The organism is Cupriavidus sp. 8B (genome assembly GCF_054589115.1).
Map to the genome: position 1 here is coordinate 1 of NZ_BAAILO010000289.1, position 26,823 is coordinate 26,823.

At 66.9% G+C, this 26,823-nt stretch carries 20 protein-coding genes and 2 tRNA genes; 2 read left to right on the forward strand and 20 right to left on the reverse strand.

Annotated elements, in window-relative coordinates:
• Positions 1-523: 523 nt before the first annotated feature.
• Positions 524-600 (reverse strand) — tRNA-Arg (locus ACYP5B_RS28600).
• 70 nt (positions 601-670) lie between these two features.
• The gene (locus ACYP5B_RS28605; protein ID WP_459571928.1) at positions 671-1,453 is read right to left on the reverse strand and encodes a hypothetical protein; all 783 of its coding nucleotides are present in this window, start codon (positions 1,451-1,453) and stop codon (positions 671-673) included.
• Positions 1,454-1,908: 455 nt separating this feature from the next.
• Between ACYP5B_RS28605 and ACYP5B_RS28610 the strand changes: the two genes are divergently transcribed.
• Together ACYP5B_RS28610 and ACYP5B_RS28615 are read left to right on the forward strand one after the other, a co-directional pair.
• The gene (locus tag ACYP5B_RS28610; protein ID WP_459571929.1) at positions 1,909-3,108 is read left to right on the forward strand and encodes a sterol desaturase family protein; all 1,200 of its coding nucleotides are present in this window, start codon (positions 1,909-1,911) and stop codon (positions 3,106-3,108) included.
• Positions 3,105-3,983: a YiiX/YebB-like N1pC/P60 family cysteine hydrolase gene (locus ACYP5B_RS28615; RefSeq protein ID WP_459571930.1), complete on the forward strand. Its 879-nt coding sequence runs from the start codon at positions 3,105-3,107 to the stop codon at positions 3,981-3,983. The genes ACYP5B_RS28610 and ACYP5B_RS28615 overlap by 4 nt, the downstream gene beginning before the upstream one ends.
• 120 nt (positions 3,984-4,103) lie before the next feature.
• Here ACYP5B_RS28615 and ACYP5B_RS28620 read toward each other — a convergent pair.
• The 18 genes from ACYP5B_RS28620 to ACYP5B_RS28705 form a co-directional block, all read right to left on the reverse strand.
• A tRNA-Leu gene (locus ACYP5B_RS28620) sits at positions 4,104-4,190 on the reverse strand.
• 122 nt (positions 4,191-4,312) lie between these two features.
• The gene (locus ACYP5B_RS28625; RefSeq protein ID WP_400102455.1) at positions 4,313-5,584 is read right to left on the reverse strand and encodes an amidohydrolase family protein; all 1,272 of its coding nucleotides are present in this window, start codon (positions 5,582-5,584) and stop codon (positions 4,313-4,315) included.
• A 36-nt stretch (positions 5,585-5,620) separates the two neighbouring features.
• Positions 5,621-6,583: an ABC transporter permease gene (locus ACYP5B_RS28630; RefSeq protein ID WP_459571931.1), complete on the reverse strand. Its 963-nt coding sequence runs from the start codon at positions 6,581-6,583 to the stop codon at positions 5,621-5,623.
• Positions 6,583-7,674 (reverse strand): ABC transporter permease, encoded by a 1,092-nt coding sequence (locus ACYP5B_RS28635; protein WP_400102457.1) that lies wholly within the window; start codon positions 7,672-7,674, stop codon positions 6,583-6,585. Before ACYP5B_RS28635 ends, ACYP5B_RS28630 begins: the two co-directional genes overlap by 1 nt.
• A complete protein-coding gene (locus tag ACYP5B_RS28640) occupies positions 7,664-9,256 on the reverse strand; it encodes an ABC transporter ATP-binding protein (RefSeq protein WP_400102458.1) in 1,593 nt (530 codons plus the stop codon). Before ACYP5B_RS28640 ends, ACYP5B_RS28635 begins: the two co-directional genes overlap by 11 nt.
• A 106-nt stretch (positions 9,257-9,362) precedes the next feature.
• Positions 9,363-10,370 (reverse strand): BMP family protein, encoded by a 1,008-nt coding sequence (locus ACYP5B_RS28645; protein ID WP_400102459.1) that lies wholly within the window; start codon positions 10,368-10,370, stop codon positions 9,363-9,365.
• A complete protein-coding gene (locus ACYP5B_RS28650) occupies positions 10,360-11,076 on the reverse strand; it encodes a TetR/AcrR family transcriptional regulator (RefSeq protein ID WP_318231045.1) in 717 nt (238 codons plus the stop codon). The genes ACYP5B_RS28645 and ACYP5B_RS28650 overlap by 11 nt, the downstream gene beginning before the upstream one ends.
• Positions 11,076-11,735, reverse strand: coding sequence for a uracil phosphoribosyltransferase (gene upp / locus ACYP5B_RS28655; RefSeq protein WP_318231044.1), 660 nt, complete (start codon positions 11,733-11,735; stop codon positions 11,076-11,078). The genes ACYP5B_RS28650 and upp overlap by 1 nt, the downstream gene beginning before the upstream one ends.
• A gap of 83 nt (positions 11,736-11,818) precedes the next feature.
• Positions 11,819-13,141: a URC4/urg3 family protein gene (locus ACYP5B_RS28660; RefSeq protein ID WP_459571932.1), complete on the reverse strand. Its 1,323-nt coding sequence runs from the start codon at positions 13,139-13,141 to the stop codon at positions 11,819-11,821.
• Positions 13,138-14,376: a GTP cyclohydrolase II gene (locus ACYP5B_RS28665; RefSeq protein WP_318231042.1), complete on the reverse strand. Its 1,239-nt coding sequence runs from the start codon at positions 14,374-14,376 to the stop codon at positions 13,138-13,140. Before ACYP5B_RS28665 ends, ACYP5B_RS28660 begins: the two co-directional genes overlap by 4 nt.
• A 290-nt stretch (positions 14,377-14,666) precedes the next feature.
• Positions 14,667-15,773, reverse strand: coding sequence for an acyltransferase family protein (locus ACYP5B_RS28670; protein ID WP_400102461.1), 1,107 nt, complete (start codon positions 15,771-15,773; stop codon positions 14,667-14,669).
• Between the two features lie 167 nt (positions 15,774-15,940).
• Complete coding sequence (locus tag ACYP5B_RS28675; RefSeq protein ID WP_400102690.1) at positions 15,941-16,417, reverse strand: hypothetical protein; 477 nt, start codon at positions 16,415-16,417, stop codon at positions 15,941-15,943.
• Positions 16,418-16,484: 67 nt separating this feature from the next.
• Positions 16,485-17,663, reverse strand: coding sequence for an MGDG synthase family glycosyltransferase (locus ACYP5B_RS28680; RefSeq protein WP_459571933.1), 1,179 nt, complete (start codon positions 17,661-17,663; stop codon positions 16,485-16,487).
• A gap of 83 nt (positions 17,664-17,746) precedes the next feature.
• On the reverse strand, positions 17,747-18,592 hold the full coding sequence (locus ACYP5B_RS28685) for a YfaP family protein (protein ID WP_459571936.1): 846 nt from the start codon (positions 18,590-18,592) through the stop codon (positions 17,747-17,749).
• Positions 18,593-18,669: 77 nt separating this feature from the next.
• Positions 18,670-19,452: a YfaP family protein gene (locus ACYP5B_RS28690; protein ID WP_459571937.1), complete on the reverse strand. Its 783-nt coding sequence runs from the start codon at positions 19,450-19,452 to the stop codon at positions 18,670-18,672.
• A 62-nt stretch (positions 19,453-19,514) separates the two neighbouring features.
• A complete protein-coding gene (locus ACYP5B_RS28695) occupies positions 19,515-21,266 on the reverse strand; it encodes a DUF2300 domain-containing protein (RefSeq protein ID WP_459571934.1) in 1,752 nt (583 codons plus the stop codon).
• 7 nt (positions 21,267-21,273) lie between these two features.
• Positions 21,274-26,049 (reverse strand): alpha-2-macroglobulin family protein, encoded by a 4,776-nt coding sequence (locus ACYP5B_RS28700; protein ID WP_459571938.1) that lies wholly within the window; start codon positions 26,047-26,049, stop codon positions 21,274-21,276.
• Between the two features lie 17 nt (positions 26,050-26,066).
• Positions 26,067-26,735 (reverse strand): DUF1175 domain-containing protein, encoded by a 669-nt coding sequence (locus ACYP5B_RS28705; RefSeq protein ID WP_400102686.1) that lies wholly within the window; start codon positions 26,733-26,735, stop codon positions 26,067-26,069.
• Between the last annotated feature and the right edge of the window lie 88 nt (positions 26,736-26,823).

Here is a 26,823-nt window from a genome sequence, read left to right on the forward strand (position 1 = left end):
CTTTATAACTTGTAAGCTAAAAGACCGAAGTCTTCCGCATCCGCTATCAAGCGCCCACACTTATCGGTTGTTTGTTTGTTAAAGAACTGGCCGCGGTTCGCTTTGCTTGCCGCGTCGCTGCTTTGTCTGCAGCAGAGAAACGAGATTATGAAGAACTTTCTACGTTTCGTCAAACACTTTTAATCTTTTGCTGCTTCGGCAAGCTTCGCTATTTCTGCTCTACCCGCCCTTGCTGCTAACCCCGCAACCCTTGCTCCGCCTGCTTTGCAGCGCGCTGTTCGTGTTGCGAGGGGGCGAATACTAAAGGGTCCGCACCAAACTGACAAGCCCTTTTCCGGAAATATTATGAGAGGCTTTTCAATCACCTCTTGCAGCGCACTTCCAGGAACGCATGGGAGCAAAATAAGACCCGCGGCGCGACAATCGTGCGCATGGCACGGACGAAAAAAATGGCCTGGAGCGCTTAACGCTTCAGGCCATTTTTTGTGCTTCTTTTTGTGTTTCTTTTACTGCTCGAAATAAGTGGTGCGGCTGGCAGGATTCGAACCCACGACCCCTTGGTTCGTAGCCAAGTACTCTATCCAACTGAGCTACAGCCGCACGCGAAGACGGCATTCTAGCGTAGTGACGGAAAAATGCAAGCCCCCCCCCTTTTTGCCCCCTGCCCTGGCTACCAGCGATAGCGCGCGCCCAGCGTGCCCCCGGGATTGCGCCCGGCTTTCAGCTTGACCCAAAGCTTGACGCCCCCGTTGGTGCTGCCGTGCGCGCCAAGGTTGACTGAGAGTAGACCACGCAGCATGTCGGGATCGATGCGGGTGCCGTTGATATTGATCACCTGCTTGCGGTCCTGCCAGAGATCCGCCTCGACAAAGGGGTAGATCCCGCCGACGCCGGTCAGCCGGGTTGGTTGCGTCCGGTAGACCCGCACCACCACCTCCGCGGCGCTTGCGTCCGCTGGCTGTCCGACGAGGAAGCCGGTTGCGCTCTTATCAAGGCCGGGCTGGTAGGCGAGCTGCAAGCGCGGCTGTATCGTCAGGCCGCCGCTGCGCGGCAATACGGTATCCAGCGCGAGCGCCATGCTTTGCATCCGGCCGCCAACGAAGCCGGTGGCCGAAGTGGCATCATCCAGGCGCAGAGAAAACTCGGCGTGCCGCCGACTGGCGGGTTCGGCATAGACCGGATCGCGCAAGGCCGCCGACAGCCCGGGGGCGTCGTTGTCCGCGCTGGGCGGAGCCGATGCAGGTGAAGTACCGCCGCCCCAGGAGGACCACTTGCCGATCGACGCGATCAGCGGCGCCTGGACGTCACCACCGCCAGGCACCACCGCCGGTGGCGGTGACGGGGCCTCGCCGGCCATTTGGGCAAAGGAATCGGGTTCGAGCTGGTCCCAGCCCAAACCGGAGTTGCTGCCGGAGGGACGCTCTTCGGCCTGCACCAGGGAGGTCACCAGCATCGCAAGGATCGAGCAGCAACACAGCCGGCAAGGATGGCGATGAGCGGCGTATGCGCAAAGCCCAGTCCCTGCAGTGCCTGCACCGCCTTGCGTCGCACTCGCAGATGACACGCCCCTGGCCATGACTGCAACCCCTGGCTGAAATGAACCATGTCGACTCTGCTTGAGCATAGGTCAAACAAAGCGCAAGCGTTAGGGGCCGGGCGCGCCTTGCGTGGGGCACCGCACAGGGCTGCCTGGCGGGCGACCGGAACGTGCCGGCGGCTGCCACATTACTATGCAAACCGGGGACGCTCCGCTAGGATCGCGGCTGGCCGCCGGGACGGAAGACGAAAGCCCGGCGAGCCAGCCGTAGCAGAACAAGAAGAAGCGAAACCACGGAACAGCGGAAGATCCTGATGACCAACGACCCCATTGACAGGCCTGGCAACCCTGCCGAGCCAGATGCTTCAAAGATGAAACAGAATGGCGCCACCGGCAAGATGCCGATCGCCCCGGTGCACAACGTGCTGCGCGATACCCGAGAGCTGCTCGGCAGCAGCGGCGAGCTCGAGGCCGGACGCGGCATGATCACCGCCATCCTGGCGCTGGCCCTGGGCGGGCTGAGCCTGCTGGGCGTGATCGCCTTCCATTTCCCGCAATACCTGACCACGCCCGAGCTGCGCCACAAGTATTCGGTCGACGTGTTGCGCCATGTCCTGTTTGCCGCGCTGCTGGTGTCCGGCGGCATGTCGCTGAGCAACCTGGTGCTGGGCCGCAAGCGCAGCCTGAACGCCGCGGCATTCGCACTGGTAGCACTGGCGGTGGCGTTGGGTGGCTCGCGCGTAGCCGTGGGCGACTTCCCCGATCACACGCCGTACATCGGCCTGGACTGGTTCATCCTCGACCTGCTCGGCTCGACGCTGATCTTCGTGGTGATCGAAAAGATGTTCCCGCTCTATCGCGGGCAGGCTGTGTTCCGCCGCGAATGGCAGACCGACCTGGTGCACTTCGCGGTCAACCACTTCATCGTTGGCCTGATCCTGCTGACGGTCAACTTCCTGATCTTCCGCTTGTTCGGTTGGCTGGTGCGCGACAGCGTGCACGAATTCGTGGGTGGCATTCCCTTCGTGCTGCAACTGCTGCTGTGCATTCTCGCGGCCGACCTGGCGCAGTACTGGACCCACCGCGCGTATCACGAGGTGCCCTTCCTGTGGAAATTCCACGCCGTGCATCACAGCACCAAGACCATGGACTGGCTCGCCGGCTCGCGCCAGCACATGCTGGAGCTGGTGTTCACGCGGGTGCTGGTACTGGCGCCGCTCTATGTGCTGGGCTTCAACAAGGGCGTCATCGACGCGTACATCATCATCGTCGGCTTCCAGGCGGTGTTCAACCACGCCAATGTCCACCTGCCGTGGGGCCCGCTGCGCTACCTGGTGGTCACGCCGGATTTCCATCACTGGCACCATGCATCGGATGACGAGGCGATCGACAAGAACTACTCGGCGCACTACGCCTTTCTGGACTACCTGTTCGGCACGGCCGTGAAATCCGGCAAGCGTTTCCCCGAGAAATACGGCGTGGTCGGCGACTACATGCCGGACGGCTTCGTGCGCCAGCAGCTCTTCCCCTTCCGGCCGATGCCGCCGGCGCGCAAGGACGACGAGGCATGAGTCAGGTCCGCCTGCTGGCAAGCGCCGTGCTGTCGGGGCTTGCACTAAGCGGCTGCGCGACGCAATGGGGCAGCCACCCGGATGATCTGAATCTTGGCGCGGCGCAGGGCTCGGGCCTGCCGATGCGTTTCCAGCAGATGAGCCTTGAGGTAGCGGGGGTCGACGTACGCCCGCTCGAGATCGAATCCCTGCGGGTTGGCGATATCCTGCTGTCGGCTGCACAGTCCCTCAATTCCTCGGCGATTCGCCTGGCGACGTTTTCGCAGGTCAGCCACTCGGCCGTCTACATCGGCGATGGCAACGTGGTGGAGGCCGTGGGTTCGGGCGTTCGCGTCTATCCGGTGCGCCAGGCGTTGAGCGAGGGCGACATCATCGTGGCGTACCGCCACCCGGGGCTCGACGATGACATGCGCCTGAAATTGCAGGCCTTCGCCATGGCGCAGGTGGGCCAGCCGTATAACCACCTCGGCATCGCCATGCATGCGCCGTTCTCGCTCGAGCGGCGCCTGTGCGAACTGCCGGGCGTGCCCGGCGTGGTCCGCAACGCCTGCATGCGCAGCTTCAGCGCCATCCAGATGGCGCCCAATGAGCTCGACGCGCGCAACAGTTTCTTCTGCTCGCAACTGGTGCTGGCGTCCTACCGCGCGGCCGGCCTGCCACTGACCGGCGCGGCGGACGATGCCGTATCGCCCGCCGACCTGCTGCATATGCGGGAAGGCGACGTGCCTTCGTTCCGGGTCACGCGCAAGCTGGCTTATGTGGGGCGGCTGTCACCGACGGCCGTGCTGTCGGCGCAAGGCACGCCAGCAAGCCAATCCGGTGCGGATGGCGGCGGGGATACATGGAATATGCAGCCTTGGGCGGCGGGACCCTGAGAGGGCCCTCCCAGGGCCATGCGCCGCGCCATCGCCTGATGCGAGAGCCGCGGCACAACAGTAACGCCGCAAAAAGAAAAAGGCCGCTGCTTTAAAGCAACGGCCTTTTTCATCGAGTCTTGGTGCCCAGAAGAGGACTCGAACCTCCACAGTGTTGCCACCGCTAGGACCTGAACCTAGTGCGTCTACCAATTTCGCCATCTGGGCTTCGATTCGCTACATTTCCGCTACATTTCTGCAGCGCTGCGAAGAACGACATTATGCAGACTACTGAATCTGCTGTCAACATCCGCCCTGATATTTCCTGCGAGCCGGCTCCAGCACTGCGATCACGGCTGGAAACTGGCGTGCCCGGGCCGGCCTTCCAGGTGCAAGGTAGCCGTGGCGGGACGCGTGCTCGCCACTACTTTGCCGGCCCGCAGCACCAGCAGGCGGGTGGCGCGCAGGCGGATCGCCTCGACCGCATCGCGCGCCTGCAGCAGCACCAGGTCGGCGCGACAGCCCGGCGCGATGCCATAGCCTTCCAGGCCGAGGATGCGCGCCGGTGTTTCAGTGACGGCGGCGAAACACGCGCGCATGGCTTCCTGCCCGGTCATCTGTGCCACGTGCAACCCCATATGCGCTACCTCCAGCATGTCGCCGGAACCCAGGCTGTACCACGGGTCCATCACGCAATCGTGGCCGAACGCCACCGGCACGCCGGCGGCCAGCAACTCCGGCACGCGGGTCATGCCGCGCCGCTTCGGATAGCTGTCGTGCCGGCCCTGCAGCGTGATGTTGATCAGCGGGTTGGCGATAGCCGCCACGCCCGACTCCCGAATCAGCGGAATCAGCTTCGAGACGTAGTAGTTGTCCATCGAATGCATCGAGGTCAGGTGCGAGCCCGTCACCCTGCCCTGCAAGCCAAGGCGCACGGCCTGGCAGGCCAGCGTCTCGATATGGCGCGACATCGGGTCGTCGCTCTCATCGCAATGCATGTCGACCCGCAAGCCCCGCTCGCAGGCCAGTTCGCACAGGATGCGCACGGATTCGGCGCCATCGGCCATGGTCCGCTCGAAATGCGGGATGCCGCCCACCACGTCAACGCCCATGCCGAGCGCCCGCTTGAGATTATCGAGCGCGCCCGGCGCGCGCAGCACGCCGTCCTGCGGAAAGGCCACCAACTGCAGGTCAAGGTAAGGCCGGACCTTCTCGCGTACGTGCAGCAGCGCCTCGGTGGCAAGCAGGCGCGGGTCGCACACATCCACGTGCGATCGGATCGCCAGCAGGCCCTTGGCCACCGCCCAGTCGCAATAGGCCAGCGCGCGCTCGACGATGGCGTCCTGCGTCAGCAGCGGCTTGAGCTCGCCCCATAGCGCGATGCCTTCGAGCAAGGTGCCGGACTGGTTGATGCGCGGCAGGCCGTAGGACAGCGTCGAGTCCATATGAAAATGCGCATCGACAAAGGGCGGCGTCACCAGTTGCCCCGCGGCATCGACCTCGGCAGCGGCAGGCGCCTTGAGCGCCGGCTCCACCGCCTTGATGCGATCGCCCAGGATGCCGATGTCGATGCCGGTGCGGCCGTCGGGGAGCGTGCAGTTGCGTAGGATCAGGTCGAGCATGGTACGGGCCTTGTCATTCTTATTGGTTGCCTGGAATCAGCGCTCACCCTTGCGATAGGGCTTCATCAGCGCCTGCGGGTAGGCGGCGCGGCGCGCAACAAGCACCAGCGCGAGGATCGACAGCGCATATGGCAGCATCAGGTAAAGCTGGTAAGGCAGCGGTGGCAAGCCGGGCAGGCTCGCGCCGCTTTGTTGCAAGCGCAACTGCAGCGCGTCGAAGGCGGCGAACAGCAGAGCGCCGGCCAGCGCGCGGCCCGGGCGCCACGAAGCAAACACTACCAGCGCCACGCAGATCCAGCCCCGGCCGTTGATCATATTAAAGAAGAATGCGTTGAACGCGGACAACGTCAGGAACGCGCCGCCCACCGCCATCAGGGCGGAGCCGGCCATGATCGCACCGAGGCGCATCGCGCCCACGCGAATCCCCTGTCCCTCCGCCGCGGCGGGATTCTCGCCGACCATGCGCACGGCCAGCCCGAGCGGGGTCCGGTAGAGCAGCCAGGCCACCGCTGGCACCAGCCCCAGCGCCAGCAGCGTCAGCGGAGTCTCTTCGCCGAAGACTGGCCCCAGCACACGGCCGATCAGCGGGATCTCGGCGATCCAGTGCATCGGGGCAAATGGCGTGATGGTGGGCGGCGTGGACACCGACGCAAAGCCGAGCCGGTAGCCGTAGTAGGACAGGCTGGTGGCCAGCATGGTCACGCCCAGTCCTGCCACATGCTGGGACAGCGCCAGGCTCACGGTCAGCCAGCCATGCAGCAGCCCGAAGGCCAGCCCGACGCCGGCTGCCACAGCCACCCCGCCCCACAGCGGCGCACCGTGATAGACCGCCAGCCAGCCACCGAAGGCGCCGGCCACCATGATGCCTTCGATGCCAAGGTTGAGCACGCCGGCACGCTCGCACAGCAGCACGCCCAGCGTGCCGAAGATCAGCGGCGTGGCCACGCGCAGCACCGCGATCCAGAATGGCGCCGAGGCCAGGATATCGAGCAGTTCCATCAGGCCACCTTGCCCGGGGCACCGAAGCGGATGCGGTAGCGCGTCAGCATGGTCGCCACCAGCATGGCGAGCAGCGCCACGGCCACGATCACGTCGGCAATGCTGTTGGGCACGCCCACCGCGCGGCTCATGCCATCCGCCCCCACCAGCACCCCGGCCACGAACACCGACGCCGCCACCACGCCAAGCGGATGCAGCCCGGCCAGCATGGCGATGACCACGCCCGCATACCCATAGCCGGGAGAAATATCGAGCGTAAGGTAGCTGGTACGCCCCGCCACCTCCACCACCCCCGCCAGCCCTGCGAGTCCGCCGGACAGCAACGCGGCCCACATCGTCACCCTGCGCACCGGCATGCCGGCAAAGGCCGCGGCCCGTGCATTGGCGCCTACCGCGCGCATCTGCAGGCCAAACACCGTGAAGCGGTTGACCGCCCACAAGATCACGGCCAGTGCGCAAGCCAGCAACAAGCCGCTGTGCACGCGCGAGCGCTCCATCAGCTTGGCCAGCTCCAGCTCCGGCACCAGCGCCACCGATTGCGGCCAGCCCATCGCGGTGGCGTCCTTCATCGGGCCATCGAGCATCATCGAGACAAACAGCAGCACGATGAAGTTGGCCAGCAAGGTCGTGACCACCTCATCCACGCCAAGCCGGGTCTTGAGCCACGCGGCCCCAAGCAACAACATGGCACCGGCCAGCATGCCGGCCATCACCATCATGACAAAGAGCAAGCCCATGGGCAGTTGCTGCGCCCAGGGCGCAACCGCGCCATCGACCTGGCCGCCAACCGCCACCGCGGCCAACGCGCCGAGGTAGAGCTGCCCTTCCGCGCCGATATTGAACAGCCGCGCACGAAATGCCACTGCCACCGACAAACCTGTCAGGATCAGCGGCGTGGCGCGCGTGAGCGTTTCCGACCAGGCAAAGCGCGAGCCAAAGCCGCCCTCCAGGAGCAGCGCGTACGCACGCCCCACCGGTGCGCCGGCCCAGCGCACCAGCAAGGCACAGACCAGCAGCGTGGCCATGATGGCGACGATGGGCGCGGCCAGCATGGCCACGCGCGAAACGCCGGTTCGGGCTTCAAGCCGCATGGAGCACCTCCCCCTTGCCCGCCTCGGCGTGCCGGCCGCCGCCCGAGCCGGCCATGGCCAGGCCGAGCTCGCCCAACGTCCACGCCGTCGTCGGCCGGGCTTCGGTCAGGTGTCCGGCATGCATCACGGCGATGCGGTCGGCCAGCGCATGGAGCTCATCCAGGTCCTCGGAGATCAGCAGTACGGCTGCGCCTTCGCGCGCAGCCTCGAGCAGGCGGGCGCGCACATAGGCCACCGCGCCGATATCGAGTCCCCAGGTCGGTTGGCTGGCCACCACCAGCGTTGGCGCGCGGCCCTCGCCGCGCACCGAGAGCGCCCGGCCCAGGATCAGCTTTTGCATATTGCCGCCCGACATGGTCCGAGCCGGCACCTCGATACCGGCGGTGCGCACATCGAAACGCGCGACCAGCTCCCGCGCGAACCGCTGCGCGGCGGCCCGCCGGATGACACCCCAGCGCGAAAAGCGCGGCTCGCCGAGTTGTTCGCTCGCGGCGTTCTCCCACACCGCAAGATCGCCCACGACGCCTACCGCATGGCGATCCTCGGGCACGCGCGCCACGCCCGCGCCAATCCATGCGCGGGGCCGTGCCGGCATTGGCTTGCCATCCAGCATGACGTGGCCCTCGGTAGCCGCCAGCGTGCCACTGGCCAGCTCGGCCAGCGCGGCTTGCCCGTTGCCGGACACGCCGGCAATGCCGACGATTTCGCCAGCGCCTACCTGCAGGCTGACTTCGCGCAGCAGTGTCCGCCCATCCGCGGCGCGCGCGCCAACCTTCTCCAGCGCGAACACGGCGGGCGCTGCGTTGCCAATTGCGCCATCCCCGGCATCCGGCCGCGCCGCGCGCTCCGGCATGGCCACCACGCGGCCTACCATCAGCTCTGCCAGTTCCGCTTTGGTGGTCTGCGCCGCGACGCACTGTGCCACCAGCTTGCCGCCGCGCAATACGGCGATACGGTCCGATACGCGCAGCACCTCGTCGAGCTTATGGCTGATAAAGATGACCGACAGCCCTTCGGCGATCAACTGCGCCAGCGTGGCGAACAGCGTTTCGGCCTCGTGGGGCGTCAAGACGGCAGTCGGCTCATCGAGAATCAGCACGCGGGCGCCGCGATAGAGCGCCTTGACGATCTCCACGCGCTGCCGCTCCCCCACCGACAGCTCGCCCACCCTGGCCTGGGGGCGCACCGCCAGGCCAAAGCGCTCGGCCAGCGCCAGCACCTTGTCGCGCGCAGCGCGCCGCTCCAGGCGCCATTGCCACAGCGGCTGGGTGCCGAGCATGATGTTGTCGAGCACGGAGAGATTGTCGGCCAGCGTGAAATGCTGGTGCACCATGCCGATGCCGGCGGCCAGCGCCGCGCGCGGCTGGCCGGGCGGCAACGGCTGGCCGTCCACCTCCACCGTGCCGGCGTCGGCCACGTAGTGCCCGAACAGGATGCTGACCAGCGTACTCTTGCCGGCGCCGTTCTCGCCCAGCAAGGCCAGCACCTCCCCGCGCCGCAACGTCAGCGAGATATCGTCGTTGGCCACAAGCTGGCCGAAGCGCTTGGTGATGCCGGCGAGGCGCAGGATGGGGGTTGGCATGGTTGGCTGGCGATGGCGTTCAAGAGGATCTACGGTTTGCTCCCCTCGCCCAAACGTGGGAGAGGGGAGCAAACGCAGCCGGGCACTTCAAGTGGCTTTGGCCACCTTACTGCGACGACTTCGGCTCAGTTTCGACCACCTTGACCGCGAACTTGCCGTCCAGGATCGCCTTCTCTTTCGCCTTGACCTTGGTCATCACGTCGCCCGGCACCTTGCCTTCGAACGTGCCCAGCGGCGCCAGCTCCGCGCCCTTGAATTTCATCAGCGAATAAGGGCCGTAGTCCTCGCTCTTGAACTGGCCGGCCTTGACCTTGCCGAGCGCGGCGCCCACGGTGGGTTCCATATTCCACAGCGCAGAGGCCACCACGGTGGCGGGATACTGCGGCTGCGTGTTGATGACATTGCCGATCGCCAGCTTGCCCTTTTCCTTCGCGGCGTCGGAGACACCAAAGCGCTCCGCGTAGAGCACGTCGGCACCCTTGTCGATCATGGCGAAGGCTGCTTCCTTGGCCTTGGGCGGATCGAACCACGAGCCGATAAAGCTGACCGTGAACCTGACCTTGGGATTGACCTCGCGCGCGCCTTCCATGAAGGCGTGCATCAGCCGGTTGACCTCGGGGATGGCGTAGCCGCCCACCATGCCGATATGGTTGGTCTTGGTCATGCCGCCGGCAATCATGCCGGTGAGGTAGGACGGCTCCTGGATGTAGTTGTCGAACACCGAGAAGTTAGGCGCCTGCGGCTTGCCGGAGGAACCCATCAGGAAGGCGGTCTTGGGGTAGTCCTTGGCCACCTTGCGCGCAGCCGCCTCGACGGCGAACGATTCGCCCAGGATCAGCGACGAGCCCTGTTCCGCGTACTGGCGCAGCACGCGCTCATAGTCGGCATTGGACACGCTTTCCGAGAACACATAGTCGATCTCGCCGCGCGCCTTGGCCTCGTTGAGCGCCTTGTGAATGCGCGACACCCATTGCTGCTCGACGGGCACGGTGTACACCGCCGCCACCTTCAGCTTGGCTTGGGCCTGCACCGGCGCGGCGGCGCCGAGTGCGGCCACGCTGGCGGCGGCCGCCGCGAATTTCAACCAGGACCTGCGCTTACCCTCAAAACTCATGGCTCTCTCCCCTTGTTGACGATAACTCCACAGCCAGGCCGCCCGGTTCCAGCCCGCAGCCGCGCAGCAGAAGCCGCACCAGGTGGTCGGTGGCCTGTTCATAATCGCGCTGGCCCAGGTGGCTCACCCCCAGCACGGCGCACACTTGCGACTCAAAATCGGCATAGGTCTGGGTGGCGGCCCAGATCGTGAAAAACAGGTGTTGGGGATCCACGCTGGCCATCTCGCCGCGCGCGATCCATTCCCGGATCACGCCAGCCTTGCGCGCCACCAGCGCGCGCAGCGCGCCGCTGAGCACGTCGCGGATCTCCGGCGCGCCGTGCAGCAGCTCGTTGGCAAATACCCGCGAGGCATCCGGATGGCTGGCCGACAGCCGCATCTTGGCGCGGATGTACTGCTCCAGCGCCACCTGGGGCCGCTGCTCCGCGCCGATGATGTCGGTCTCCGACAGCCACAGCGCGAGCGTATGCGCCAGCACGGCCCGATATAAAGCCTGCTTGGTGCGAAAGTAATAATGCAGGTTGGATTTCGGCACGCCGGCACGCGTGGCGATCTCGTTCATGGTCGCGCCGGCAAACCCGGCCCGCGCGAACACGTATTCGGCCGCGCGCAGGATCAGCGCCTCGTTCTCCTGGCGGATGCGCCCCCCCGCCAGCTCCCGCGGCGGCGGAAAGCATGGCGGCGGCGCCGTGGCCGGCGCTCCCATTACTTGGTGCCGTAGAGGCGGTCGCCGGCGTCGCCCAGGCCGGGCACGATGTAGCCGTGCTCGTTGAGTTCCTCGTCAATGGCCGCGGTGACGATGGCCACGTCTGGATGCGCCGCCTGCAAGGCCATCAAGCCCTGCCGCGAGGCGATCAGGCACACGTACTTGAGCGTGCTCACGCCGGCTTCCTTCAAGCGGTTGAGCGCGGCGATGGCGGAGTTGCCGGTGGCCAGCATGGGATCGACCACGATCACCAGCCGCTCGTGGATGTCTTCCGGGATCTTGAAGTAGTACTCGATCGGCTCCAGCGTTTCCGGGTCGCGATACAAGCCGATATGCCCGACCCGCGCAGCGGGCAGCAACTCCAGCATGCCATCCAGGAAGCCGTTGCCGGCCCGCAGGATCGACACCAGGCACAGCTTCTTGCCCGACAGCACAGGCGACTGCATGGGCGCGATCGGGGTCTTGATGGCGATGGTCTCCATCGCCAGGTCGCGGGTCGCCTCGTAGGTCAGCAACTGGCTGATCTCGCGCACCAGCCGGCGGAAATTGTCGGTGGTGGTGTCTTCGCTGCGGACCAGCGTGACCTTGTGCTGCACCAGCGGATGATCCACCACCATCACGGACGCGGTGACAGGCGGTACGGCGGAGAGGTCAGTCATGATGCGCTCCTGGAGGGCGGTAGCGGATAGGTCTGTCTTGCTCTTGCTGTTTGCTGCTGCGCGGCACGGGTCTGGCAAACCCGCTAGAACACCGTGCCGTCGCTGTTGATGGCGAAAGGCGGTGGGCCACCGGGCCTGCGCTTGGCGGCAATGCGCCGCCCCGCGGCCCAGGTGCCGCCTTCAAGCACGCGCGCCAGCGGGAACGACTCCGCCGACAGCCCGAGCGCCTCGCGCACCGACGCGGCCACGAGATCGAGCCCCGTCACCGTGAGCGCACGCCACTCCACGATGACCGGCTCATCCACCGTGTGCGCCACGGCAGCAAAGCCAGGGTCGCGCGGCACCATCAGCTCGAAATCGAACAGCAGCCCGCCATTGCGGTATTCGGGCAAGCCCGTCAGGACCTCCAGCCCGGTCACGGTCAGGCCGGCATCTTCCAGCGGCTCCAGCAGCGAGTAGGTGAGCCACTGGGTCAGCTTGTGAAACGGCACCAGGCCATCGGTGCAGGCCGGATGGTGCCAGCAGTCGCCCAGCGACACGCCTTCCAGGCTGACGCGCCCAGGCCATACCGGCCCCAGCGCCACCAGCAGCGTGGTGAGCACGAAGCCGGCCTCGATCTGCCCAAAGCTGGCATGCGCCTTGAGGTAGTCGAACAGGTTGCCCAGCCGTGCCGGCGAGCCGAAGACCGCTGGCGTGGCTTGCGCCACCTCGCCGAGACGGCGCAGGAGCCCGGCGCGCCCATCCAGGCCCACCAGCGGGTTGTGCTGGGCCACCTGGAAGGCAGTCGCGATAGAGGACGCATCGATACGCATCAGGCGCTCGGCATCGGAGCGCAGCGGCTGACCCGGCTGGGCGGAAAAACCGCCGCGCGCGAACAGGTCGAAACTGGCCACGCCAAGCCCTTCGGAGCGCGTCAGCGACAAGTCGCTGGCGGGATCGCGATAGCGCCAGTCCGGGCCAGCGCCGGCATCCAGCAACACGCTGGGGATCACCAGGTCGATGCCGATGCGAGCGCGTTCCTCGCGGTCGGCCTCGCCGGAGAGCCCGCCGCGTTCGCACAGGATCTGCCAGCGGTCCAGCTTCTCGCCGGGGCCACCGCTCTCGAAATGGCGCCAACGGCTGTGGTACGGCACGTTGAGGTCGGGGTAGCGGTGGCGGATGGTGGTCGCCACGTAATCGGCCACGGCCGGGATCCGCTCCGGATGCCAGGTAAACAGCTCGGACGCGCCCGTTGCCACATGATCCGTCACGGCGGCGCAACGGGTGCGCACCGCTTGACCGGTCAGCAAGGCCGCAGCCGGATGGCCCGGCGGCACAGGGCTGGCCCAGCCGCCGGGGTCGTCCGCGCCACTGGTGAAGGGATTCGCGGCGCCGTGGGCGCCACCCGCCTCGGGTATCTCGTTCATTCGTGCAGTCCTCTACCCTTGGCCAGCGCGAGTTCTTCCGCGTCGGGCGGGGTATAGCTCGTGAAGTAGCCAGCCGCCACCTTGGCGTCGATTTCCACGCGGGCATCGGCCGGGATCAGTGCATCGGGAATTGCAACTTGCTCGACCACCTCGATACCCTGAGCGGTCAGCGCCCCATGCTTCATATTGCTCATCGAAGCCCAGCGGTCGATACGCTTGATGCCGAGCCAGTGGAACACATCGGGCATGAGCTCCTGGAAGCGCATGTCCTGCACGCCGGCGATACATTCCGTGCGCGCGAAATAAGTCTCGGCCCGGTCGCCGCCAACCTGGCGCTTGCGGGCGTTATAGACCAGGAACTTGGTCACCTCGCCAAGCGCCCGGCCTTCCTTCCGGTTATAGACCACCAGCCCGACACCGCCCTGCTGCGCCATCTCGATGCACACCTCGATGCCGTGGGCCAGGTACGGCCGGCAGGTACAGATATCGGAGCCGAACACGTCCGAGCCGTTGCACTCGTCGTGCACGCGGCAGGCCACCTTGGTCTCGGGCTTGCCGAGCTGGCTGACGTCGCCGAAGAAGTACAGGGTCATGCCACCGATCGGCGGCAAGAACACTTTCAGGTCGGGCCTGGTGACCAGTTCCGGGAACATGCCGCTGGTCTGCTCGAACAGGCTGCGGCGCAGCATGCTCTCCTTGATCTCGAAGCGGTGCGCCAGCCCCGGCAGGTACCAGACCGGATCGATCGCCGCCTTGGTGACGCGCACATCGCCATTGGCATGGAGGATCTCACCGTCGGGCGTGAGGCGGCCAGCCGCAATGGCGCCCATCAGTTCCGGCATATTGATGTGGGCGCGCGTAATCGCGATCGAGGGGCGGATATCGATGCCCGCGGCGATCCGGTCGCCAAAGGCGCTGGAAACGAGATGGCCCCAGGGATCCATCGAGACAATCTTGTCCGGGTCGCTCCACTGCGGGTGGGGCCCGATGACCTCGGCCGGCGAGGTATCGGTGAGATCCGCGCGATGGTCTCGCTGCAGCTTGCCGGAGGCCACTGCCAGCGCGCGGTAAACCGCGTAAGCGCCGGAGTGGGTGCCGATCACATTGCGCTGAGCCGGATTGGTCAGGCTTGCGATCACGGGACCACGCTCCGCTGCCGTGGCGGCCCCCCAGTGGATGGGCTCGGCCGGCTTGTCACGGCGCGCGTGCGAGGTCAGGACGATATGATCGGACATGGCAGCCTCGGAACGAGAATCCTGACCAAACGGTCAGGTTTACGATTCCATAGTAGGCAACCTTCGTGCCATATCCCAATGCTCGTTTTCACCTTGTGTTGCACGCCGCACGATGCCACGCCGCACCGTACGTGTGCGCACCCGCCATCGCAAACGGCGGATCATGGTGCATAGGCACCATGTAAAGGCGGCACCGGGCCGCTGGGGCCGGGTGCCGCTGGGATGTGCCTTCGGATAAACCGGAAGCGCTTTCGGGGGCGTTTGAGGCTTTCGTGCGCTCAGGTCGGCCGTTACTGCCCCGCCTGCTGCCGCTGGACCGGTTCGGGGGCGGCGGGCCACAGCGCCAGGCGCAATGCGCGCAACGGCGCACCGCTCTCCACGTAGCGATGGAACAAAGCCCCGGCGGCGTTGCTAAGCAACCAGGCCGCCACCATGCCGAGCGCATTGAGGACTGGCTGGTGCGCAGCCAGGTGGAAAACCACGGCATTCACCACCAGGCATACCGGGAAATGCACCAGGAACACCGAGTAAGAAATACGCCCGAAAAATGCCAGCCCCTGGCCCTGCGGCCAGCTCTCCAGCCAGCCGCCGCGCCGCGCCGCGCCGAGCAGCAGGGCAACCGCCAGCGCCACTGCGATGCGCAACCGGAAATCCACGACCAACGCTGCCAGCACCACGGCGCACAACACCAGCAATGCCACCGGCGAACGCTCAGGCTCGGATGCCCAGAACGCCAGCGTGCCCATGCCGTAGGCGCCGAAGAAGTAAATCGCCCAGATATCCCAAGCGGCATCGCGGTTGAACCAGAACAGCGAAGCCAACGCCAGCCCGGCTACCACCAACGTGCCCAGCGGGCTGCCGCCCACGCCGAGCCATTGCGCGCAGCGCCGGGCCACCCACAACGCCACGATCAGCAAGGCAAACAATTGCAGGTCGATCGCCACATACCAGACGCCGGCAGACAAGGCATCGAAGTCCAGCACGTTGTGCAGCAGCAGCACATGCGCCAGGAACTGGTGCAGGCCGGGGGTGCCGGGAATGGAGTCGTGATGCATCCAGGTCCGCGCGATGGCAGCGCCGGCAATGGCAATCAGGATGGCCGCGGTATAGGGCACCACCAGCTTTTGGTAGCGGCGCCAGATCGCCTGCAAGGGGTGCGGCACCATCAAATGCCCACCGGGCGCCAGGCTGCGCGCCGCCAGGAAGCCACTGATGACGAGGAACGCCTGCACGGCGATGCGCGCGTACTGCGAAAACCAGTCGAGCAGGTCGGGCGCCAGCACGTGGGCCGCATCGGACATGGGGCCGTAGAAGGCAAGATGGTGCAGCACGATCAGCTGTGAACTGATCGCCTTGAGAGCGTCAATGCACGCCATGCGCGAAGGACGGGGGCTCATTTGTTATAGGAATGCTACAAAGTACACAAGGCCCGGATTCTACTCCTAGGGAACAGCATGGCACCAAAACGGGCCGCGATGCACCGCCGCAAAGCGGGGGCAAGCGTTGCATTGATCACACATTGCATCGCAACATATGTACAAAACAGCATATTTGCGGGCGTTACCTAAAAACTGTAACGATTTCCCGCCGGTACCCGGCATGACAGCCAGAGCAGCACCGCCGCCACGCCCAGCGAAACCCAATAGTCGGTTGGCGCGCCGGCCCACCAGTGGATGTGCCAGGGCACGAAACTCGGCGCGAAGCGCGCCAGCCCGAATGCCGGGTTCAGCACGAACCAGAGAAAATCCTCGCTGATCCAGAACAGCATGATGCAGGCGATCACGCGCGCCTCGGCGCGCCAGTTCCAGCGCCCGCCGAATACCAGCGGAAGATGGAAGAACAGCGCCACGCAAGGGAATACCCACGCGTGATAGCCCGTCATCGGGCGCCCGCCCCAGAAAATATCCAGCAGCCAGTGATGCTCGATGCGCCAGGTGGGCAGGTTGGCCGCCCAGCCCGCGGCGCCCTCGATCTGGATCTCCACGTTGGCGAAGAAATAGGCCAGCAGCAGGGTCCACGCCACGGTAAGCACCAGCACCATTGGATGCCGCGACGGATAGGACAGGCCAGCGGGCCGAGGCGAAGAGGACAGGTTCAGCGCGCGCATCTCAACGCTCCGCCGCCGCCAGCCCGCCGGGGCCGGCTGGCTGGCCGCGCTGAGCCAATTGCCCGAGCACCGTTTGCAGCACCCGGCGCGCCGCCGCCGGTTGCCCCAGTGCGCTAGCCCGCGCACGCATCTGGTCGAGCCGCGCCGGCTCCGCCAGCAAGAGGCGCACCCGGTATTCGAGCGATACCAGATCGACCGCCTTGAGCGCGGCGCCTTGCTCGAGCAAGTAATCGGCATTGCGCTCTTCCTGCCCGGGAATCGGCGCATTGACCACCATCGGCACGCCCATCGCCAGGCATTCGGACGTGGTCAGGCCGCCTGGCTTGGTGATGACGAGGTCGGAGCACGCCATCAGGCGCTCCACCTCGTTGGTAAATCCGAAGGGAAAGAGCCGTCCGGGATGCGCGGCGGCAAGAATCTTGAGCCGCGCGAGCGCCGCATCGTTGCGTCCGGCGAGCACGATCAGCTGGAAATCGTGGTCCAGCCGCATCAGCGCGCCGGCCACCTCGTCAAGGCCGCCGAGCCCTTCCCCGCCGCCCATCAGCATGATGGTGCGCCGTGCCGGATCGAGCCCGAAATGCCGCGCGCAGGCCTGGCGGTCCTGGGGGCGGGAAAACGCCGGCACCACCGGAATCCCGGTGGTATGGATGCGGCCAGCCTCGATCCGGTTGGCCCGCATGCGGAATGCGATTTCCTCGCTGGCGGCAAAGTACCCCGTCATATGGGGAATCACCCACATGCCGTGCAGGTCGAAGTCCGTCACCTGCACCCATACCGGCACCGCCAGCCGCTGCCGGCGCACCTCATGCATCAGGATCTCGGCGGGCAGGAAGTGCGTGCAGACGATGGCATCCGGGGCGAACTCGTCAATCGCACGGCGCAGCGCGCGCGTACTCAGCCGCTCGGCGGCGCGCCGCAGTTTTTGCATCGGCGCGGCCGGGTCGGCCTCGGAAGTGTGCTGGTAGAGCATGCCCCAAAGGGCCGGATAGCTGTTTACCAGCTTGATGTAGAAATCGGTGTAAAGCTTGCGAAACGTGGCCGGGACATATTCCATCACGTCGAGGTGAAGCGTCTGCACGCCGGGAAAATCGGCTTCAGCGGTAAGGCGCAGTGCTTCGGCGGCGCGCATGTGGCCGGCGCCGGCGGAAACACTGAGGAACAGGATCTTTTGCTGCTGCATGGGGATTGGGGGAGTTTGGGCTTCCGGGGTGATCCCGGAGATTCCGGGATGCTGGGGATATTGGGGGAGATTCGGGGCGGCGCTCACTTCATGACGAAGGACTTGACCAGCGTCAGTTCGCCGGGCTTGCGCATCGGCACGCGGAACACCTGCTGGCGTTCGTTGGGCGTGTTTTCGTCAGTGATCAGCGCCACTTGCGCCACGGTGATGGCCTCGGGGCCAGCACCGCTGCCGTAGTAGTTCACGTAGACCAGGTAGGTGCCTGGCGGTGGCGCGGCAATCGAATAGATCTCCGGGCCATAGCCGGTGGTGACGTCGACATCGAGCGCGCCGCCGTTGCTGGCCACGCGATTCGCATAAAAGGTGTGCTGGCCGTCGGGCGCCACCACATGCAGGTCCAGGTCGGTCTGATCGCTGTCCCAGGACAGCACCACGCGCAGGCGCGGACGGGTCTTGCCCTGGTAGCCGTCGTAGAACTGCACGCGCTTGCTGGCCCCCTGTGCGCTGCGGATCTCCACGCTGTTGCTGCCGCCCGAGAAGGCATAGGGCCGCGAGAAGCGGCCATCTTCCTCGACCCGCTGCGGCATCGCCACACCGTTGACCACCAGCGTCGCCACCGAGCCGCCGCCGCGCCGCCCGCGCCCGCCGGGTGCGGGGCTCGACGCCGCGCTTGCGGCATCCGCCTCGGGCTTGGGCGCCGCACGGATGCGTCCGGCAATCATGGCGCTGGCGGCCTGCCCGGCGCGCGTGGAAACCGCCACCGCCGGGTAGTGCACTTCCTGTGTATAGGCCGAAGCGTCACCGGCCGAGTTGCGCCAGCCGTTGCGCGGCGTGGTGAACTCGATGGCACCGTCGGCACGCGCGGCACCGGCCAGCAGCAGTGCCGGCAGGGTCAGGCTGATCAAGGCTAATTTCGGCAAGTGCTGCATATCCACGGTTTCTTCCTGCATTCTTTGCGGCTGCTCTCTTCTGGCCAGGCGTCAGTGTGACGGATCGATGTGTCGAATCAGAAACGCACCGACTTCATCAGCGCCAGCTCGCCCAGCTTTCGCAGCGGCACAACGAGCGTCTCACGCTTTTCATTGAGCGTGTTCTCGTTGTAGATCAGCGTGAGCTTTGCGGTGATCAGGTCGCGATCGTTCTTGCCTTTCTCGAAGTTGTAGCCGTCGGCGTTGAAATTGCCCCAGTAGTTCACATAGAACAACCACACCCCGGGACGCGGCGCCGCGCTCGAGAAGATCTCCGGCCCCGCGCCGTCCACGCTGTCCACGTCCAGTCCGCCGCCTTCCGGCAGCAAGGGGCTGGCAAAGAAGGCATGGCCACCGTCCGGCGAAATCACATGGAGGTCGACCTCGGCCTTGGGATCGTCCCAGGTCAGCACCGCGCGCAGCTTGGCCTGCGTCTTGGTGGCATCGGCCTCGTAGAACTGCAGGCGCTGGCGCGTGGCGCCGTCGGCGGACACGATCTCCACGCTGTTGGAGCCGCGGCCGAACGCCCACGGCCGCGCGAAGCGTCCCTGCTCGTCGGCATACAGCGGCATGGCGGTGCCGTTGACCACCAGCGTGGGCGGCTTGCGGCCCTCCTTGCCGGCCTTGCGCAGGCGCCCCTCGATCAGCGTGCGGTACTTCTGCGCGCCGCGGTCCACCGGCGGCTTGGGATAGGCGGCGGTATAGCGCTCGAACTCGCTGGACAAGCCGCCGTGACGCCAGCCGCCCACCGGGCCGTCCAGATCGGCAACCGGCTCGGCCGTGGCCACCAGCGGCGCCGCGGCACAGGCTACGGCCAGCATGGTGCGGCGCCAGTTGCGGGACAGCTTGCTGGATAGGTTGCTGGATAGGTTGCGAGTGAGTGTCATGATGGGTTTTGCGTACGTACCAGCTTGCGCGCCATGGCTTCGACAAAGCCTTCGTCCTGCCCGCGCGGGTGGCGGGCGAATGCAAGATGGAGATATTCGTGGACCAGGGCAATGCGGTCGTCCTCGCTGGCCAGCCGGTGGATATAGAGCCGGTTGCGGCGCGCGTCGGCATAAGGGCGGCCTTCGCGCACTTCGCAAACGGCGGGCAGCGGCGGCGTTTCATACCCCGGCTCCGCCGCCAGCCGGCGCTCCCACTGCGGCGCGCGCTGCGCCAGCCACTGCCGCGCATTGGCCACCGCCAGGCAATCGCCGGCCACGGGGCTCTGGAATGAAGTGAGCGTGGCCTGGGGCCACCAGCGGGCCAGGATGGCATCGAAGGCCTGCCCCTGCCCGGCCGCGCGCCGGGCTTCCAGCCAGGCCATGCGCCCCTGGCCGCCCACGTCGTGGTGATAACGCACGGCAACGCCGGACAGCACCAGCGCATCGGTCACGTCGGCGGCACGCCGCGCCGTGGCGGTGGGCGCGCGCGGCAGCACGCGCTGGGTGCGGCTGCTGTCGGCAATATGAAAGCAGCCTTGCTCGCGCGTGGCTTGCTGGATCAGGTAGCTGCGCGCGGCCACCGCCAGGGCGCGGGCGGCCTCGGGCTCGGCGGTGTCGCCCTCGCGCTCGACCACGCGCGCCACGTAGTCATTGAGGCCAAAACGGCCTACTACGCGCAGCGCGGCGCCGGGCATGCGCAGCAGCGTCAGTTCGCCACGGCTTTCCACGCGCAGGCTGTTGCCATTGGCAAACTCGGCGCGGTAGGTGCCGTTGAGCGGGCCATCCGGCACGGCCTGGCGCCTTGCGCCGGCGCCGATCGTCACACCGGCAGCTTGCAGATCGCGCAGCGGATAGCGCTCGAACATGTCGACCAGCACGCAGGCGCCGTCATCGTGCACCGGCACGGCGGCCAGCAGGGGCTGCAGGCGTGGGGCAGCGCGGCGCAGCACATTGGCGCTGGCGCCGGGGCCGCCCAGCCAGATGGGACTGCCATCGGCAAGCCAGCCGGCCGCGCCGCCGATGGATGCGCCCGGCCGCGCGGGGTCGGGCATGGTCCAGGTCTTGGCCCGCAGCAGGCTGCCATAGTTGGCCAGCGTGCCTTCGCCGCGGCCCACCGTCAACACCGAGACCAGGGTCGCGGCAGCGGCCTGTTGCGCGGCCGGGGGCACGGCATGCAGTCCGGCCAGCAGATCGGCAACCGCCACGGTGCGCGCGGGCTGCATCGCCTGCATGTCCTGCAGCCACGCGGGCGCGCCCGCTTCCTTCCAGAAACGGCGCCAGTCGGCTGCGGACAAGCCCAGCCGCCGTGGCTCGAAATAGCGTCCGCAGGATTGGATCAGCGCACGCTCGCGGTCGATGCTCTGGCCGGCGGTACAGCAGTAGACCTCCTCCGGGTCGCCGCCGCGGCAGGTGTAGTCGTCGGAAGGTTTGTCGCGGCCGGCCAGGTAGCTGTAGACGAACAGCTTCCACACGCTGCCCAACGGGGTCTGCAAGCTGGCAGGCAATGGCGTGGCAGCGGGGGCTGTGGCGTTGGCGTCGAGGCTGAACAACTGGGCGTTCGCGTCCGTTAGCCGGGCAAAACGCAGGGGCTCGGCGGGCGCTGGCGTGGCAGCCAGCAAGGGCGCAGCGCACGCCGCGCCCACGGCGGCCAGCACCGCGAGCCGCCGCCACCAGGCACGGCCTGCCGCCACGCGCACTGCCCCGTTCATGCCCGCCTCACTCCACCGTCAGCGGGAAGCCCGCCGTCTTGCCATCGCCTTGCTGGGCCTTTGCATCTGGCTGGTACATGCGGAAGTAGCGCACCGGGGGCAGGTTGAACTTGCCCGGCAGCGAGAAGCGCACCAACTGGCGAAGCACCACCGGGCGCTCCAGCGAGACTACCGGCTGGTGATACGAAAGCATGCCCATCTCGTACGTCACGGCGCGCTGGAACGGCTGCAGGCCGGTGACCTTGTTGTCCGGATCGGGCAAGCCCTCGATCCGCAGGCCCCAGGTCGTGCCCTCGACCTCGCCGCCGGGCGGCAACGGTGCTTCGACCAGGCCGTAGCGGTACGTGCCCTGGCGCGGGCTCAGCACGATCTCGTCGACGTAGAGCGTGTTGCTGTCGAACTTGTCGCCCGCTTTGACCGGCTTGGCCGAGAACGTCAGGCCGGCCGTACCCGCGGCCGCGGCTTCGGCTGGCTTGCCCTCCTTTGCTGCACCATCGCTGGTGGGCACCAGGCGATAGAGCTTGCGTTCGATGCCGATCGGCAGGCGCGCCGCTTCCTGGGCGCGGCTGCGGTACGACACCACCGCATTGGTGTTGAACGACTGCGACGCTGCGTCGATGTTCTGCGGTACGGTGAGCGCCAGGGTCTCGGGCAGCTGCGACCCGCTCCAACGCCATTCGGGCAGGCCAAGCGGGCTGCGCGCGGCCTTCCAGTTGCCCTGCGGCACGCGCAGTGCGGGGTCTCCCTCGCCGGCCAGGCCGCGGCCCACCCCGCCGCCAAGGGCCTTGTTGAGCCACACCAGCGTCACCGCCCGGTCGATCGTGGGCGAGGCGGCGCCGGCGCGCGACAGCAGCGCCTGCACGTCGGAGGTGGCGGCACCCTTGCCCGCCATCAGCAGCAGGCTCTGCACCAGCGGCGACGGATCGCCCGCCAGTGTCTGGCGCGCAGCATCGGAGGCGCCGGCAAGGCCTTCCGGCATCGGCTGGCCGATCTGCTTGTAGAGCTGCGCGGCCAGCACGGTCGCCACGCGGCGGCCTTGCGGCGAATCCGGCGCGGCAAACACCAGGCTTTCGCCCACCGCCGCGCCAGGCACGTCGGCACCGGGACGGGCCAGCTCGCCGGCCACGCCACCGAGCTGCGTGGCCACCGGCAGGCCCATCTCGTTGATGAACCACAGAGCGAGCGTACGGTGCAGCAGCGGCTCCTTCATGGCTTGCTTGTAGGCTTCCAGCGTGCGCTTCCAGTGATCGGGCGGCAGGCTGATGCCCACGGCGCGCGTTGCCAGCCAGTCGGCGTAATAGGCATAGGCCGTCAGCAGCGCGCTATTGCCAACCGTATCGCCCCACCACCCAAACTGGCCATTGACCCCGGCGAGCAGCGCCAGGCGCTGGCGCTGGGTGCGCAGCAGCGCGTCGATGCCCTGGGTGCCGCCGCCCGTGTCCGCGCCGGTGGCCGCCAGGCTGCGCTGCGCCAGTGCCAGCGGAATCAGCCGGCTGGCGGTCTGCTCGGTGCAGCCATAGGGATAGGCCAGCAGGTCGTCCGCCACGCGGGCGAACTGGCTGGCGGCGCTATCGACAAAGCGCAGGCGCACGTCCTGCGCATCCGCCGGCAGCTTGAACGCCGCGTTGGCGCCGGCCAGCGGCAGTGTCAGCTCGCGCTGCGAGAGCCAGCCCGTGGGCTCGACCGTGAGCGTGCTCTGCAGGCGGTCCAGCGTCTTGCCTTGCAGCTTGATCTCGGCATTGACCACGCCGCCCTGCAATGCGCCCTGCGCAACCGGCAGGCGCACGTAGTTGGCGCCACGCTTGAGCGTCACGCTCTGGTTGACGTTCAGGCCAGCGCCGATCACCACGAGGTCCGCGGCCACATCCTGCTCGCCCTGGTTGAAGGCCACCATGTCGATGCGCGGCACGTCCTCTGCGCGGTAACGCTGCGGCCCGGTCCATTTGAGATACAGGCTCTTGTCGGACCGGATGCTGGCGGTGCGCTGCCCGACCATGCCGTCGCCCGACATCGCGCGCACCGTGATGCGCCAGCGGGTCAGGGAGTCGGGCATGGTGAAGCTCATGCGCGCGCGGCCGTCGGCGCCGGTACGCAGGTTGGCCTCCCACGCGGCAGTGTCTTTCTCGTCCCGGCGCGGGCGCTCCAGCACCTTCACGCCACGTTCGTTATAGCGGCCGCGCTCAGGGCCACCGGCCCCGGGCTGGCCCGACATGGCGAGGTCATAGCCGATGAAGTTCAGGCTGGATGTGGTGCGCACGCTGTTGCGGCGCGGATGGTAGAAGAAGTCGACGATGCTCGGGGCTATCTCCGGCTGTAGCACGTAGACCATCTCATCGACCACGCTGACGGTGAGATTGGCCGGCACGGCCTTGCCGTTGAAGGCGCTGGCAAGGTCCAGCGTGACGGTCTCGCCGGGGGCGTAGACAGGTTTGTCGCTCTTGACCGCGAGCTCGATGGTGGGCTGCACCACCGCGATGCCGGCGTTCTGGAACACGTAGTCGCCATCCTTCACGTACAGCACGGAGAACGTCATATTGGGGCTGAAATCGTTGCCCACCTTGATGCGCGCACGCCATTGCTTGTCGGCGACCTTCTCCAGCGAGAGCCAGTCGCCGCCCTTGGACAGCAGGCCGCGCCGCTCCACCCGGTCGCGTTCCAGTGTCAGCAAGGCGTCTTCCACGGCGAGCGGGAACGTCACCAGCGCTTCGGCCGTGTCGCCAATGCGGTAGCGGTCCCGGTCGAACACGATCTCGATATTGCCAGGCACGGTCTGCAGGCCCTCGCCCGCCACCCAGTGGCTGGCGGCGGCCAACAGGTTGCCGGCGCCGTCCTTGACGGACAGCGTGTACGAGCCAGGCTGGTCGAACTTGACCGGGAACGACACGGCGCCATTTGCAGCGGCACCAAGCGTGCCTTCGCTGCGGGTGCGCGATTCCAGCCGCACCAGCTCCCACTTGGCCGGGGCCTGCGCCGATGCCTGCCCGGCAGCGGCCAGCGCCTGCAATTGGAAGGTCACGCTCTGGCCCGGGTTGGTGAAGTTGGCCGGCGCCGTCAGCCTGTACGGCGTAGCGCCGCGCGCGATCAGCAGTTCGCGCGTGACCTTGACCCGATAGGCCGCACCGTCGTTGGCGAACACCGTCACCACGTAACGGCTCGGGTCCTTGGCGGCAGGCAGCACCAGCGCGGCATTGCCGCTGCCGTCGGTGATCAGTTCCTGCTGCTCCAGCTTGACCGGGAACAGGCCGGCATATTGCAGCTCGCCCTCCACCATTGTCACCTGCTGCGCGCGCAGGCTGACGGACAGCTTGGCGTCCTTGACCGGCTTGCCGTCGGGATAGCGCAACTGGATCTTGCCCTTGACCGCCTCGCCGGTAGCGTAGTCGGCCTTGTCCAGCGCGAGATTCACGTCGAAATGCGGCTTGATGTACTCGGCCACGCGGAAGGCACCGCCGTAGGTGTTGCCGCCGTAGTCGAAGCGCAGCGTATAGCCGCCGGCCAGTGCATTGCCGGGCAGCGTGAAGCGCGCGTCGGCGCCGTTGTCAGCGGCCAGCGCGGTACCAAGGGTGGCCAGCGGCGCGCCGTTGGGATCCAGCACTTCCAGCTTGATATCCCCCGGCGCCGCGGGGCCGGACTCGGTGGCGTTGCGGAAATTGCGGCCGATGAACTTGACCCGGACTTCGTCGCCCGGGCGGTACAGCGGCCGGTCGGTGAAGGCGTACAGCTTGGTGTTGTAGATCTCGCTGTCGTAGTAGAAATTCTCCGAGATAAACGCGCCGCCGGCCGGGTCCACGCCCAGCAGGTAGCTGCGCTCCGGGCTAGTGTGGGCCAGGTCCGCCGCACCGTCGGCGCCAGTGGTGGCACTTTGCAGCACGCCCAGGCCATCGGTCCAGGCGAGGCTCGCGCCGGCAACCGGGCGCCCGCTCTTGCGCTGCGCGGCCCAGACCAGCATGCCGTTGCCGGTGCTCTTGGTAATGGCCACGGTATCGGACACAAACAGCAAGGTATGGGCGCGGTAGGTGCCGATGATGCCTTCCACGATGTACAGGCCCGGCTTGAGCTTGCCCAGCGGCACCATCACGTTGCCGGCATCGCGCGGCAGGAATTCGCTGCTGCTGCCTTCCAGCTTGACGTCCTTGGGCGGAGCGATTTCCTTGGCATCCCAGATCGGGTAGCGGAAGCGCTCGACCACGTCATAGCCCTTGAGGGGCTCGTATTGCGGATTGTTCTCGAAGCGGGTCGGCTGGGCAATCTGGTCGCCCATGCTGAACTGCGGCGCGTCCTCTACCGCCTTGCTGCGGGTCGCGAACGACAGCACGCGCTGCCATGCGCGGCGCGCCTGCTTGTACCAGCTATCCCACAGGTAGGACAAGGTATTGGCCAGCCCTTCGCCGCGGTAGTTCGCCTTGATGTCGAGCCGGTGCAGGTTCTTCTGCGCCTTCAGGAAGGCGATCGGATCGGCGACCCGGTACACGAGGATGTCGGCGCCGCCGTAGCGCTGCAGCTCGCTCTTGTATTCGCGGCCCGGGGCTTCCAGGCGCACCTGCGCCGTCTGGTCGCTGCCATAGCTGGCGTCCGAGAGCAGGAAGAACGGCTGGCCCTGGAAGGCGCTATAGCCGCTTGAGGGCACGGTGTCGAGCGTGACGCTAGGCCGCTCGGCGGCGCCAGCCACCTGGGCGCCTGCCAGCAGGGCAAGCGCCAGCAGCGTGCGGGAGATGGACGAACGCAGGGCGGAACTCAGGGCGAAACGCAGGGCGGAACGCAGAAGCGCGCTTGCGCGCGTCATGACGACAAGCATCGTCTTTACCTCGACAAAAAGGCGAAACGGAATACGCCGATGAAATTGGGATTGCCATCCTGCGGCTGCCAGCGCGAATCGTTCCATTGCATCAAGCGGGAAAGGGTGACAGCACGCAGGCCGTTATCGGTACGGGTCACGGTGCCGGTGTGATAGGCCAGGTATTGGCCCATCCAGATCATCAGGTGCTGTTCATCACCCTGGTCGTAGAAAAGCAGGTCGCCGGGCTGGGCCAGGTTGACGTTCCTGGCGACAAAGCGGCTATTGCCCTGCACCAGGGCCAGGGCCGAGGCATAGGCCCCGGTGCTGCCGTCGGCGCGGGTCCAGCGCTGGCCAAGCGTGCGCTGGCTCGGGCTCAGGCTCAGCTCGGGCGGCAACTGGCGTGCCGAGGCGCCGCCTTGCATGCCGTTGGCGCGCAGCCAGCGCGCGTCATGCACCTTGAGCGCTTCGCCCACGGCAAAGCGCACCAGGCCCGCGCAATCGCGCTGGTACCAGCGTGGGGTCGGGCCCTGGCGCAACTGCTCGCCGACGATGCGCACGAACCAGGCGCGAAACGCCGCCGATTGGGTGGCATCGAGCGCATCCGCCTCGGGCGTGTCCGACGCCAGGCCGGACAAGGCCCAGGCGTGACGGCCACCGGCCAGGGGCAAGGCCAGCGCCAGCGCCGCCAGCATCGAGCGGCGGCCTCGGCTCACAGCGATCACTGCGTGGCCTCTTGCTGCGCCGGCGGAGCCGCGGCCGGCACGCCGCGCGGCGTGCCGG